This is a genomic window from Pseudoalteromonas shioyasakiensis, assembly GCF_022398475.1.
In the GTDB taxonomy this organism is placed as follows: domain Bacteria; phylum Pseudomonadota; class Gammaproteobacteria; order Enterobacterales; family Alteromonadaceae; genus Pseudoalteromonas.
In genome coordinates this window covers 1-13,200 of record NZ_JAKEVM010000119.1, presented here as the reverse complement: position 1 = coordinate 13,200, position 13,200 = coordinate 1, and the positions used below count along the sequence as shown (strand labels likewise).

At 40.5% G+C, this 13,200-nt stretch carries 10 protein-coding genes; 8 read left to right on the top strand and 2 right to left on the bottom strand.

The features are described 5' to 3' along the window. The first annotated feature begins 37 nt into the window (after positions 1 to 37). The 4 genes from L1D51_RS16795 to L1D51_RS16780 all read left to right on the top strand — a co-directional run bounded on the left by L1D51_RS16795 (position 38) and on the right by L1D51_RS16780 (position 3,147). The gene (locus tag L1D51_RS16795) at positions 38 to 856 is read left to right on the top strand and encodes an ABC transporter permease (protein ID WP_054551569.1); all 819 of its coding nucleotides are present in this window, start codon (positions 38 to 40) and stop codon (positions 854 to 856) included. After that, entirely contained in the window at positions 853 to 1,761 is a 909-nt protein-coding gene (locus tag L1D51_RS16790; RefSeq protein WP_055021539.1) for an ABC transporter ATP-binding protein, read from the top strand. The genes L1D51_RS16795 and L1D51_RS16790 overlap by 4 nt, the downstream gene beginning before the upstream one ends. A gap of 2 nt (positions 1,762 to 1,763) precedes the next feature. Further along, the gene (locus L1D51_RS16785) at positions 1,764 to 2,138 is read left to right on the top strand and encodes a PH domain-containing protein (protein WP_054561750.1); all 375 of its coding nucleotides are present in this window, start codon (positions 1,764 to 1,766) and stop codon (positions 2,136 to 2,138) included. A 220-nt stretch (positions 2,139 to 2,358) separates the two neighbouring features. Further along, on the top strand, positions 2,359 to 3,147 hold the full coding sequence (locus L1D51_RS16780) for a putative porin (RefSeq protein WP_062564210.1): 789 nt from the start codon (positions 2,359 to 2,361) through the stop codon (positions 3,145 to 3,147). A 57-nt stretch (positions 3,148 to 3,204) separates the two neighbouring features. Here L1D51_RS16780 and L1D51_RS16775 read toward each other — a convergent pair whose 3' ends face one another. Continuing rightward, positions 3,205 to 5,055: a M2 family metallopeptidase gene (locus tag L1D51_RS16775; protein WP_054561748.1), complete on the bottom strand. Its 1,851-nt coding sequence runs from the start codon at positions 5,053 to 5,055 to the stop codon at positions 3,205 to 3,207. Between the two features lie 168 nt (positions 5,056 to 5,223). Between L1D51_RS16775 and L1D51_RS16770 the strand changes: the two genes are divergently transcribed. Next, positions 5,224 to 7,503 (top strand): acyl-CoA dehydrogenase, encoded by a 2,280-nt coding sequence (locus L1D51_RS16770; protein ID WP_055021540.1) that lies wholly within the window; start codon positions 5,224 to 5,226, stop codon positions 7,501 to 7,503. A gap of 59 nt (positions 7,504 to 7,562) precedes the next feature. On the opposite strand, the gene L1D51_RS16765 is transcribed toward L1D51_RS16770, so the two are convergent. Then, positions 7,563 to 9,932 (bottom strand): EAL domain-containing protein, encoded by a 2,370-nt coding sequence (locus tag L1D51_RS16765; protein ID WP_055196833.1) that lies wholly within the window; start codon positions 9,930 to 9,932, stop codon positions 7,563 to 7,565. Between the two features lie 191 nt (positions 9,933 to 10,123). Between L1D51_RS16765 and pyrC the strand changes: the two genes are divergently transcribed. The 3 genes from pyrC (at position 10,124) to L1D51_RS16750 (ending at position 12,770) form a co-directional block, all read left to right on the top strand. Beyond that, on the top strand, positions 10,124 to 11,170 hold the full coding sequence (pyrC, locus tag L1D51_RS16760; protein ID WP_055196831.1) for a dihydroorotase: 1,047 nt from the start codon (positions 10,124 to 10,126) through the stop codon (positions 11,168 to 11,170). Positions 11,171 to 11,510: 340 nt separating this feature from the next. After that, the gene (locus L1D51_RS16755; RefSeq protein WP_036967526.1) at positions 11,511 to 11,720 is read left to right on the top strand and encodes a cold-shock protein; all 210 of its coding nucleotides are present in this window, start codon (positions 11,511 to 11,513) and stop codon (positions 11,718 to 11,720) included. Positions 11,721 to 12,155: 435 nt separating this feature from the next. Further along, a complete protein-coding gene (locus tag L1D51_RS16750; RefSeq protein WP_063705929.1) occupies positions 12,156 to 12,770 on the top strand; it encodes a response regulator transcription factor in 615 nt (204 codons plus the stop codon). Positions 12,771 to 13,200: the final 430 nt, after the last annotated feature.

The window sequence follows — 13,200 nt, the reverse complement described above, 5'->3', positions numbered from 1 at the left end:
GTGTAATTCTAATAATAAAATTCATTAAGGATTATGAGTGACGCAGTTACATCCTAAACGTCTTGCACAAATTGCCCAATTTGAGCTAGTACGACTATTTCTGACCAAACGTGGTTTGTTGGCGGTTGCCGCTTTTGCCATTTGTTGGCTACTTATTTTACGCTATCCCATTGCCCAATCTGTGACCTTGATTAGCTCACCTGATTTTGCCGACTTTGCAAGACAAGCATTTGGCGCCATTGGCATCAGTAAATTACTTGATTGGCCTGAATCTGAACTTGCTGTTTATTGGCTGATTGCTTTATTTAGTTTCCCAAGCTTCTGTTTGTTTTTATGTAGTGACCAAACAGTGGGCGATAGACAGCGAGGTACGTTACGCTTTTTATCACTTAGAGCGACTCGTTCAGAAATTATTATTGGCCGCTTTTTAGGGCAGCTACTCATTTTAGCAGCATTGTTGTTTGTTACCTTGATGGCAACGGTTGCAATGCTTGGCTATCGTGAGCCAAGTTTGCTGCTTTCTGGCTTATCGCGAAGCTTTATGTTGTTATTTTATTTGCTTGTTGCGGTTATGCCATTTATTGCGTTGATGAGCTTTTTGAATACATTTGCCCGTTCATCGCGCCTTGCATTTGTATTGGCTATTTTGTTCTTTGCTGGCGGTAATATTGTGATTGGCTTACTAACATGGCAATGGCCTGCATTTGAGGTTTTAAATTACATATTTCCGGGCTATCAACTTGATTTAATGGCAGGCCAGCGTGCAGGTGTCACATTGGCTTTAGGTTTACCACTTTTACAAACGGCAGTGCTACTGGTTGCAGGTGAACGAATTTTTGCGAGGAGCTCATTATGACCGTTTTAATTCAAGCACAAGGCTTGTCAAAAAACTACGGGGCTAAACGAGCGCTCGATAACGTCAGCTTTGAGATAAACAAAGGGGCACCGGTAGCGCTAGTTGGTCCAAATGGTGCGGGTAAAACAACGTTATTCAGTTTGTTATGTGGCTATATTTTACCAAGCTCAGGAAAGCTATCGGTAATGGGGCATACCCCAGGTAATGCGGCGTTATTCGGTAAGCTAACCGCGTTACCGCAAGATGCCCAGCTTGATCCTCGTTTTAGTATTGCGCATCAACTTAACTTTTATGGTCAATTACAAGGGCTCAGTGGTGCGGTTCGTAAAAAAGAAACGGCTCGTGTTTTAGAGCTCGTTGGTTTGTCAGAAGTGGCTAAGCAGCGACCGGATGACCTTTCTCATGGTATGCGTAAGCGAGTGACGATTGCACAGGCATTAATTGGTTCACCTGAAATAGTGATGCTTGATGAAGCAACTGCAGGCCTTGATCCAATTCATGCTCGTGAGGTAAGGGAGCTGGTAAGTTCTTTAAGTAACGAAGCAACATTTATTTTAAGCTCCCATGACTTAACTGAGCTTGAGCGTTTATGCTCTCAGGTTTTACACCTCGATAAAGGGGTGTTAAGTGAGCATCAAGCACGTTCTAGCACGCAGGATAATAAACACTTTATTACGCTGCAGTTAAATCAACAATATGATGATGTAGAAGCAAAGCTTGCTGGCCTTGCCCATGTACATCATGTTTATATGAGCCAAGCAAAAGAATATGTGATCGAGTTTGAAAAAACCGCTGAGCCTTTTGATATCAATCTTCTACACTTTTGTTATCAACAAGGTTGGCAGTATCGTCAACTGGTAAATGGTCACACACTCGAAAACCAAATTTTTCATAAGGAGAGCTAATTATGGGTCTATTAAGCGGATTAATGGGTAACGCAAGTGAAGTCGATAACGATGATTTAGAAGAGCTGCTTGCTAATACCCTGATTGATGGTGAAACAGTACAAAAAGCCTATAAAGTCATTCGTGATATGTTCATCTTTACCAATAAAAGATTAATTATTATTGATAAACAAGGCGTTACTGGTTCTAAAGTTGAAATGCTGAGTATTGCTTACTCAAAAATTACTAAGTTTAGTAAAGAGAGTGCTGGGCATTTTGACCTTGATGCTGAACTAAAAATTTGGGTTGGTTCAGATCCAACGCCAATCAGTAAAGACTTTAAAGCAGGAGATAACATTAATGAGGTTTATAGAATTATAAGCGAGTTTGCTTTATAAGGTACTGACAAGCTTTATTTTTTCACTAAAAGTTGGTTTAGAGACGCAAGTTTCGGCCAACTTTTTCTTTACATTTGCCGACACTTTATTACAATTAATCAAGTAAAAACAAATGCTTAGTTAAGTTTCCATTCAGTTTTCTCACGTTAGCATGTGCCCAACTTAGCCATCAGGCTAGTTTTCAACAGCAATGAAACAATGTTAATAGGGAAATCTGTTTATGAAAAAGTTAGCAGTTATTATTTCGAGTATGCTTCTGTCAACTGCCGCGACTGCTGCGGATAGTTACCAATCAATCAGCCATTTAGGATACATGGACACCGATGGCAACGACACAGTAAGTGTTGATTCAACGTATTACTTCGCGCCAAAGAAAACAATGGGTCCATACGACCAGTTTGAATACATCAACAGAACAACCAACGTGTTTGGTTCGTACGCAGATGATGACTTTGGTGATGTAACTAACATCGGTGGTGAATACTTCGTACAAGATTTTGTATTTGGTGCGGGTTACAGCAACTACGATTACGGTTCAGATACTGATTTATTCAATGTGTCTGCAGGTTACTTCTTTAATCCTAACCTTCTTCTTAAAGCGACATTTATCGACGTAGAAGACGGTGATAACACTGTAATGTTCGACCTTAAATACAATCACCAGCTTAACAGCACTGATTACTTAGGTTTCACATTCACAGCAGACGATGAGTTTGATTACCGTGCAGTAAATGCAAAATACTTCATGGATCTTCAACAAGGTAACTACCTAACAATTGAAGGTACAATCTCAGATACAGACGATAGCGGTAGCTCTTGGGAACTAGGTTCTAACTACTACTTCTCTAAAGCAACGTCAGCATTTGTAACGTTTAATAAAGAAGATGACTACAGCTTTGGTGCACAGCACTTCTTTAACAAAAACGTTGGTTTAAAAGCAGGTTATGCAAACAACTGGGATGACTCAGACTACGATGCATACTTTGCAAACGTAAGCTTACAGTTTTAATCATTAATTTGATGATATAAAAAAGCCCGCATTATGCGGGCTTTTTCGTTTTTATCATTACCAACCGCACTGGCGGCCTTCATTTTGCTCATCAAGGTATTTTTGTAACGGTGCAAAGTAATCTAAGATTGCTGTTGCATCCATTTCTTCTTTACCAGTGATAGTAGCAAGAGCTTCTTGCCATGGGCGGCTTGAGCCCATTTCTAACATAGCATTTAGTTTTTCACCTGCCTCAGCAGAGTTGTATACAGAACAACGGTGAATCGCTTCTTCGTTACCGGCAATTTCACATAAACTTCTGTGGAAGTCGAATTGTAAAATGTGCGCTAGGAAATAACGTGTGTAAGGCGTGTTGCCTGGTACATGATACTTAGCACCTGGATCGAAGTCTGCTTCGCTACGTGCGATAGGCGCTTGTACACCTTGGTATTTTTCACGTAATTCCCACCACGCTTTGTTGTAGTTCTCAGGTGTTACTTCACCCGAGAAAACTTTCCAGCGCCATTGGTCTACTAATAAACCAAATGGAATAAATGCTACTTTGTCTAATGCCATTTTCATTAATAGGCCAATATCTTTAGATTCATCAGGTACTTCGTCTAATAAACCAATTTCTTTTAAATAACCTGGCGTTACAGAAAGAGCAATGGTGTCACCAATCGCTTCGTGGAAACCATCGTTCGCACTTTCTTGATAATAAATAGGCTGCGTGTTGTACGCGCGTTGATAGAAGTTATGGCCTAACTCATGGTGAATAACAGAGAATTCTTCACCTGTGCGTTGAATACACATCTTAATACGTAGGTCGTCTTTGCTATCAATATTCCAAGCTGACGCATGGCACTGTACGTCACGATCTTGAGGTTTAGTGAATAGTGAGCGCTCATAGAAGGTATCTGGCAATGGCGCAAAACCCATTGAGGTGAAGAACTTCTCAGCGCCACGTACCATTTTAAGTTCGTCGTAATCGTGCTCAGCTAATAGTTCTGTTACGTCATAACCAGGATCGGCATTTTCTGGTGCAACAACATCGTAAATGTTACCCCACGTTTGTGCCCACATATTTCCTAGTAGGTGTGCAGGGATAGGCTGGTCTTGTGGTACTTTATCTTCGCCATATTTTTCACCTAGCTTGGCACGAACATGACAATGTAATGAATCATAAAGCGGTTTAACTTGGCCCCAAATACGGTCGAGTTCTTTTGCAAAATCATCGGCTGGCATGTCGTATTTACTACGCCACATAGCACCTGTATCTGCATAACCTAGCTCTTTTGCACCTTCATTGGTGAGGGCAACTTGTTGCTCATAAAGCGGGCGCATAGGTTTTGAAACTTGACGCCAACCTTGCCATAAATCAAGCAATTCATTGTAATCACGGCTCGTTGCCATTTTTGCGGTCATGTCGCCAAGGCTTAAACAGCTACCATCTTCTTTACAGTATTTACCTTTACCATAAATACCCCCTAGCTCAGCCACTAATTGTGAGAGCTTAGCTGTTTTTTCAGCATCTTGTGGTGCAGGTAAGGTAAGCGCTAGTTTAAGTTTATCGAGTTTACGACGCGCATCGTAATCTAGCTCTAAACTATCGAATTTTGCAGCTTCATTAGCAAGGCGAACAACGGCTTCGGTCATCTTGCGATTTACTTCAGCAGATAGTTCCGCAGTATCATGGGTAATGAAGTTGGCATAAATCCATTCAGCACGGCTTGCTTCTAAATAAAGCGCGCTTAATTCTTTTTCAGTAGCGGCGATAAATTTATCGGCATCTTGTGCGGTAACTTGGCTTGTTTTGACTTCAGCAGTCGTTGTTTTATTGCTCGCAGTGTCATCATTACAGCCAGTAAGTGCTAGTGCACTTGCGACCATAAGCGCGCTGATGCTGAGCTTAAATGGAGTCTTTTTCATAACGTTCCCTAGAAGTTTATTGTTATTTATTGCCCATGCATAATAGCAGTGTCTTAGTAAACAACAAACTGCCTAGTTGAAAACAACCTAAGTAAGAGCTGCTTACGTTGTATTTATGGCACGATCAGTCATACTTGAAGCAGTTAATTAAAATAAAAGGATTGCACAATGACGACCGTAATCATTCTGTTACTGGTTGCTGTGATTGTAATTTTTGCGGTGAAAGACATTCGCCTCAATCTTGTCACACGACCTACGTTTAGTATGTTTAAAAAAGTTTTGCCGCCGTTATCGCAAACAGAACGTGAAGCTATGGAAGCAGGTGATGTTTGGTGGGATGGTGAACTATTCAGTGGTAACCCTGATTGGCAAAAACTGCATCGTTTTCCTAAACCTGAACTCAGCGAAAAAGAACGCGCATTTATGGGCGAGCAAGTCGAAACCTTGTTAGCCATGCTTGATGATTATCAAATCGTGCAAAAAGATAAAGACCTACCAAAAGAAGTGTGGGACTACCTAAAAAAAGAAGGATTTTTTGCGTTAATCATTCCTGAAAAATTTGGTGGTCGCGAGTTTTCGGCGATTGCAAATTCAACCATCGTATCGAAAATTGCCACTAAGAGCTTAACCGCTGCGGTCACCGTAATGGTGCCCAATAGTTTAGGTCCAGGTGAATTACTCCTTCATTATGGTACTACCGAGCAACAAGAGCGTTGGTTGCCAAGCCTAGCTAAGGGTGATGATGTGCCTTGTTTTGCATTAACGGGTCCTGAGGCTGGGTCTGATGCAGGCAGTATTCCTGATACAGGGGTGGTTTGTAAGGGCATGCATAATGGTGAAGAAGTGATTGGTTTAAAACTTAACTGGTCAAAACGTTATATCACCCTTGCGCCAATTGCCACAGTGCTGGGTCTTGCATTTAAAATGTACGATCCTGAGGGCTTATTAGGAGATAAAAAAGAGCTTGGCATTACGTGTGCGCTTATTCCAACTGATCACGAAGGTGTACAAACAGGTGAGCGTCATTATCCGTTAAACATGGCATTTATGAATGGCACAACATACGGTAAAGATGTGTTTATTCCGCTTGATTGGATCATCGGTGGTGAAAAGGGCGCTGGTCGAGGCTGGCGTATGTTAGTTGAATGTTTAAGTGCGGGCCGCGGTATTTCGTTACCGGCACTTAGTACAGCCACTGGCCACTTGGCTTCAAGAATGACATCAGCCTATGCAACCGTTCGCCAACAATTTGGTGTGTCGATTGGCCAATTTGAGGGTGTCCAAGAGGCATTGGCACGTATTGGTGGATTAACTTACACCTTAGAATCAGCAAGGCTAATGACCGCAGGGGCGATTGACTTAAAATTGAGTCCGTCTGTGGTTACCGCTATAGCTAAGTACCATATGACTGAAATGGGTCGTACAGTAATGAATGACGCTATGGACATTCATTCGGGTAAAGGTATTCAAGTCGGGCCGAATAACTATCTAGCTCATGGCTATATGGGGATCCCGGTATCGATTACCGTTGAAGGTGCAAATATTCTTACTCGTAATTTGATGATCTTTGGTCAAGGTGCCACTCGCTGTCATCCGTTTGTTTTAAAAGAAATGGAAGCAGCAGCAATGGAAGACCATGATGTTGCCTTAAAAGAATTTGATTCATTACTACTGCAACATATTTTATTTGCTGGCAGTAATGCAGGTATGGCATTTGTGCACGGTTTAACACGCAGTTACTTCGCTAAAGCCCCTGTATGTGGCGCAACTACTGTTTACTACAAACAGTTAAGCCGCATGAGTCGTGGTTTAGCATTTTGTACTGATGTTGCGATGCTAGTATTAGGTGGTGAGTTAAAACGCAAAGAGATGATTTCGGCGCGTTTAGGTGATGTGCTTAGCCACTTATATCTTGCTTCATGTGTACTGAAACGTTATGAAGATGAAGGACGCCAGCAAGCTGACCTGCCATTTGTGCAATATGCTGTTGAGCACTCGTTATTCTGCATTGGTCAGGCATTCGACGGCTTCTTTAAAAACTTCTCTAATCCTGTGGTTAATTTTTTACTAAAACGTATTGTGTTCCCACTTGGTAATCATTACCACCGTCCAAGCGATGAATTAGCTCAAACTATGTGTGAACACATGAGCAAACCAGGAGTCTTTAGAGATAGATTAACCCACCTTTGTTATGTCGATGAAAATGCAGGGACTGGTGTAATGGAAAATGCCTTTTTAGCCATGATTGATACTCATGAAGACTTTAAGCAGCTTCGTAAATGGCAAAAAGAAGGCACTATTGCCAAAAATCTTGAACTTGAGGGCGCAATTGCCGAAGCAAAAGAGAAAAACTTGATTAACGAAACCGTTGCAGAGCGCATGAATCAAGCCAATGAGCTACGTAAACAAGCAATAGCCGTTGATAACTTTGCACCCGGCGAGCTGTAACTTTTTGTAAAGTATAAATAAACTAAGCCTTGCATTTGCAAGGCTTTTTTATATTAGCCTTATAGGCCGTGAGTAATGACTTTTTCTGCTTCGCTGGCTGGCATGGGTTTCGCTTTTAAGAAGCCTTGACCAAACTTACATTGAGTTTGTTTTAAGATTGCCAATTGTTTTTCTGTTTCAATCCCTTCAGCAACGACATCAAGTTTCAACGATTGTGCTAATGATAAAATGGCATCAACCAAGGGGTTATGCGCTTTGTTTAAGTGGTCAATGAAACTTTTATCAATTTTCATTATGTGAATCGGTAATTGATGTAAATAACCAAGCGCTGAGTAGCCTGTGCCAAAGTCATCTAAACACAGTTTTACTTCAAGAGGCTCAAGGCCCTTAATGATTTTTGTTGCCAGCTCTAAATTGCCAATAAGGCCAGACTCTGTGATTTCTAAGCATAGTGAGCCAAGTGGCAATTTATATTGTTTGTATAAGGAATGTATTTGCGCTACAAAATCTAGGCTCGCAAAATGACGTGATGATACATTCACAGTAATGCGGCCAAATGCTTTTCCTTCACTCGTCCACTTTGCGATTTGCTTTGCAGCAAGCTCAAGCAAATGTAAATCTAGATTGATAATTTGCCCTGTATCTTCAGCAACGGGAATAAAATCATTTGGCGAGACAAAGCCTTTACTTGGGTGGTGCCAGCGTACAAGTGCTTCAAAACCTACAACTCTTGTGTCTTGAATGGTAAAAATTGGCTGGTAGTAAAGCTCAAAATCGTCATGCTCAATACCATGCTGTAAATCATTTTCTATATCCGCATGATTTTTAAGTTTTTTACGCATGGTATTGTTGAAAAACTTAACCTTACCACGGCCAGATGACTTTGCCTCGTACATTGCTGCATCGGCATGCTGCAGTAGCTTGTATGCTTGGTCGCGACTGCTTTCACAAAAGGCAACGCCTATACTGGTAGATGCTTGCAATAGGTGGCCGTCAATATTGAGAGGCTCTGTTAGTACCTGTTGAATGCGATCTAGAGCATCATTAATTTGTTGTTTATCGGTGATGTTTTCCATAAAGATGGCAAACTCATCCCCCCCTAAACGGGCAAAGGTATCGGTATTGCGAATGGTACCTAAGATCAACTCACAGATTTTTACCAAAAAGTGGTCGCCCACCTCATGACCTAATGAATCATTGATACTCTTGAAGCGGTCAAAGTCTAGATAGAGCAGGGCATGCTGGTGACGCTTATCGGCTCTTGCAAGGCGAAGGATCGCATGTTTAATACGTTCTATTAATAACGAGCGATTAGCAAGGCCGGTTAATTCGTCGTGAAGAGCGCGGTGCTCAAGCTCTTGTCTTGATAATTGACGATCTATTGCCATGCTAATTTGGCGGCTCACATACGTAAGTAAGGCACGGTCATGTTCGTCATAATGATAGCTTTTACTGTAACTTTGTACGGCGATAACACCACTAATGCGCTCATTTACTTTAAATGGCACACCCAGCCAAGACTCGGCCTGACGACCAACCATTTTAAAATGACCAGCATCAATATGCTGTTGAAATTCTTCTTTCGTAAAAAGTAAAGATTGGTCGATATTTAATAAGTAATAAGATGCGGTGTCTTTTAATTGTTCTTTCGATATTTTCTTATGCGCGTTAGAACGCACGCCTTCTTCGATAATGTAAACTAAATCAAGTACATCTAGTTGCTTGTCATACAGGCCAATGAAGAAGTTATCAGCCCTAAGTAAAGAGGTAATAATGCCGTGTAAAGATTCAAAGAAGCTATCTAGCTCGCTTGATTGATAGGTTAAGTTAGCAATTTGCAGCATCGAGCGTTCTAGCTTTTGCGCATCATTTAACTGCATCACAGTTTGCTGTAAGTCTTCTACGGTGCGAACTTGATTTATCTTGGCACTTAATAGATGCGCCACTGTTGATAAAATCTCTAAATGGGCGTCGTTGTAGTAATCTTTTTGCGGGTGCTCACAGTCAATGACACCCAGTACTTTTTCTTTATAAACTAATGGTACGCAAAGCTCAGAAAGAGCAGGGCGAGAGTCAGCGATATAACGTGGGTCTTCACTGACATCGCCAATCATTAACGGTTTACCAGTGCTTGCGACATACCCCGTAATACCTTGGTCAAAGCTAATTTCTGTTCGGTCGATATGGTAAGTATCGTGGCTGCTTGCTGTGCCAATAGACGCCATTTCTTTGAGGGTGCGAGTTTTGTCATCGGCTAGATAAATAACACACTCTATAAAACCTAGGCGGCTTACCACTTCTGACGTGACATACTCTAACAATTCTTCAACTGTGTCTAATTGCATCACAGATGATGAGAACTGATTAATAATATGTAGTTGGTCTGTTTTGACCTCAAGTGCAAAAGCAGCGTCTAAACTCTTAGGCATAGAATAAAAGGTAACCGAAATGTTGTATTAATTTATTACGTTAACCTACTATCAAACTATCCACAAAGTTATTTTCAAAAAAAACTGGAACTGGTGTAAACTAGGCACCTGAATATGAACTTGGGTAAATAAGCGAGGTTATTTGCTCAATGTTTACGCTATCCCCCTAACTTTAGCCGTGGAAACAAGCAATGTCAGATTTAAATTCGATGCAAACTCTAACAATTACACGCCCTGATGATTGGCACATTCATTTACGTGATGGCGAGCAACTCGTTGATACCGTTCGTGATGCTAGCCGTTATATGGGTCGCGCGATCATCATGCCAAACCTTGTTCCACCGGCAACCTGCACAGACACTGCGTTATCTTACTATGAGCGAATTAAAGCTGCGGGCCCACAAGGTAACTTTGAACCATTAATGGTGCTTTACCTAACAGACAAAACTACACCAGAAGAAATCAAAAAAGCTAAAGCGACAGGTAAAATTGTTGCTGCTAAGTTGTACCCAGCTGGTGCGACGACCAACTCAGATTCGGGTGTAACATCAATCAAAAACATTTACCCTGTACTTGAGGCAATGCAAGAAGTAGGAATGTTGCTGCTAGTGCACGGTGAAGTAACCGATTCATCAATTGATATTTTTGACCGTGAGAAGGTATTTTTAGAAACAATTCTAGCGGACGTGGTAAATGACTTCCCGAGTCTTAAAATTGTGCTTGAGCACATCACCACGAAAGATGCAGTAGAGTTTGTTAATAATGCACCAGAGAATGTTGCTGCAACAATTACTGCTCATCACCTTCTTTATAACCGTAATCATATGCTAGCAGGTGGTATTCGCCCGCATTATTACTGCTTACCTATTTTAAAGCGTAACATTCACCAGCAAGCGTTAATTGGTGCTGCAACAAGCGGCAGCAAAAAATTCTTCTTAGGTACTGACTCTGCACCACATTACAAAGACAAAAAAGAAGCGGCCTGTGGTTGTGCCGGTGCATATACTGCACATGCAGCTATTGAGCTTTATGCAGAAGCGTTTGAAGAAGCGGGTGCTTTAGACAAGCTTGAAGGTTTTGCGAGTCACTTTGGCCCTGACTTCTATGGTATGCCACGAAACCAAGATACAATTACACTAGTTAAAGAGAGCTGGACAGTACCAGCAAGCTATAAACTAGGTGATTCAGAAGTGGTACCAATCAAAGCAGAAGCGCAAATGGATTGGCAAGTTAAGTAAGTTTTAGCAAGCTATAAATTGAGATTTAAAAGCCCATCTATTTGATGGGCTTTTTTCATTGATAATTAATTGTTTATAAATAGTACTGTCATATATTTTTGTTTAGGCAGTTGACCTTAAAATTATTTTCGATTAATAGAGCTAAAAGCAATTTAATGTGTTAGTCTTAAATTGCTTTGAGTTTTTGCGTATTGAATTTACGGATAATGTGCGGCTGTACGGTTACCGGTTTGGTTATTGGTTCTTCCTGTACTTTACCCCAAGTTTTTTGGGCATTCACTCAGGGAGGATAGAGCCATTATGGCTGAATTTTAATAATTGACTTACAGGAAAATTTGGTATGTCAAACACGGTTACTGGTAAAGTTAAGTTCTTCAACGAAGCTAAAGGCTTCGGTTTTATTGAACAAGAAAATGGCCCTGATGTATTCGTACACTTCAGCGCTATCACAGGTACAGGCTTCCGCACTCTAAGCGAAGGTCAGCAAGTATCTTTCGGCATCAAACAAGGTCAAAAAGGCCCTGAAGCTGAGAACGTAGAAGTAGCATAATTAATTATGCGAACCTAAGCATTTTGGTGAAACAGTTTCTGTTTCACCAAAAATTCATTTTTATCTCCTGCCAAACCCCGAGTTTTAACTCTCAATAAATAGTCATAAACTGTACCGAAATTATATTCCTCCAAAGGCATTGTTTAAGACTAAATTAATCAGCCAATAAGCTAGAACTTCGCATTCTATGTCCTAAAAGCTACTCTCCATAACTAAAGTATTATATGCTGTACCGATAGGATTTATTTAACATGACATCACCCGTTATGTTTAGTTTGTAGTTTTAATCGAACTCGAAAGTGAGCAGCTAAAAAAGTTTATAGTTATTTTTCACCAATCTAGAAATAACCCGCTAAACTTAAATTATCCACATGTGGAATAAATGCTGAGTAACTTATACTTGTTTGATGAAATATAATGAAGGTTTGCTAATCGATGAGCATAGGAAACAATATACTTTTGGTAGACGACCACCCGATGGTGGCAACAGCAATTAAAATGGTACTCGCTAAGTCTACACTAGTTAACGAAGTACAAGCTGTTGGAAGTCAAAAGGAAGCATTGCAGTTTTTAAAAAGTAATAATGTAGCGCTGGCAATTTTAGACATTGAGTTAGAAGACTCAGATGGCTTTAGTTTATATAAGCGCGCAGTCAGTAGTGGGTTTACTGGCAAAGTATTGTTTTTATCTGCTAAGCAAGACAAACACATTATTCGCACTGCAGCAAAGCTAGGCGCTCAAGGATTTGTTAACAAGGCCGAAAGCCTTGAAGATATCTCCTCCGCAGTTGAAATGATTTTGCGTGGCTATACTTTCTTTCCACAAGAGCACCTAATAGCGTCTGAAAAAGACATAGACGAGTTACTCACTGAACGTGAACTCGCAGTGATGAATTATCTACTACAAGGCTTATCAAACAAAGATATTGGTGAAAAACTTTTCATCAGTAATAAAACGGTAAGTACATACAAAGCGAAAATATTTGAAAAACTTGAAGTTGATTCAATTATCTCACTCGCTAAGCTAGTTAAAGACCGCGCCGTATTTTAACTCTCTCACCCGTAGCGGTGAGAGATTTCAACTCTCTCATTCTTGTGTTTAGTGTCTGATTTGGCTGCTTATTGAGCGGTTAGATGTATTGAGTGCATAAAAATTCTTCAAAACAGATTTTTTAGATGAACAAAGTGAATTTTTTTTTCATTTTTCTTCAGCACTTTCAGATTTCATAAAATGTTACATTTATGTTTAAGGTTGAACCTAATATGAATGCAATGTTCGCCAGTAAAGGGCTATAGAAGTACCACATGAATACCTCTGTTATATTTTTGTTAATTCATTGTTTTGGTTATTTTCATCTCAACGACGAGTCACCAAATTTTTCCGATGAAAGCCGAACATCAAGTTGACAGACTCTGAAGCATTTAGCATTATTGGAGAGTTGATATCTATTAAAAGATATCAGGGTTGTCCTCTTCGGAGG

Bases quoted from the DNA above. Each gene is read 5' to 3' on its own strand.
- L1D51_RS16790 (WP_055021539.1), top strand. From the start codon at position 853: ATGACCGTTTTAATTCAAGCACAAGGCTTGTCAAAAAACTACGGGGCT.
- pyrC (WP_055196831.1), top strand. From the start codon at position 10,124: ATGTCAGATTTAAATTCGATGCAAACTCTAACAATTACACGCCCTGAT.
- L1D51_RS16765 (WP_055196833.1), bottom strand. From the start codon at position 9,932: ATGCCTAAGAGTTTAGACGCTGCTTTTGCACTTGAGGTCAAAACAGAC.
- L1D51_RS16785 (WP_054561750.1), top strand. From the start codon at position 1,764: ATGGGTCTATTAAGCGGATTAATGGGTAACGCAAGTGAAGTCGATAAC.
- L1D51_RS16750 (WP_063705929.1), top strand. From the start codon at position 12,156: ATGAGCATAGGAAACAATATACTTTTGGTAGACGACCACCCGATGGTG.
- L1D51_RS16780 (WP_062564210.1), top strand. From the start codon at position 2,359: ATGAAAAAGTTAGCAGTTATTATTTCGAGTATGCTTCTGTCAACTGCC.
- L1D51_RS16770 (WP_055021540.1), top strand. From the start codon at position 5,224: ATGACGACCGTAATCATTCTGTTACTGGTTGCTGTGATTGTAATTTTT.
- L1D51_RS16775 (WP_054561748.1), bottom strand. From the start codon at position 5,055: ATGAAAAAGACTCCATTTAAGCTCAGCATCAGCGCGCTTATGGTCGCA.
- L1D51_RS16755 (WP_036967526.1), top strand. From the start codon at position 11,511: ATGTCAAACACGGTTACTGGTAAAGTTAAGTTCTTCAACGAAGCTAAA.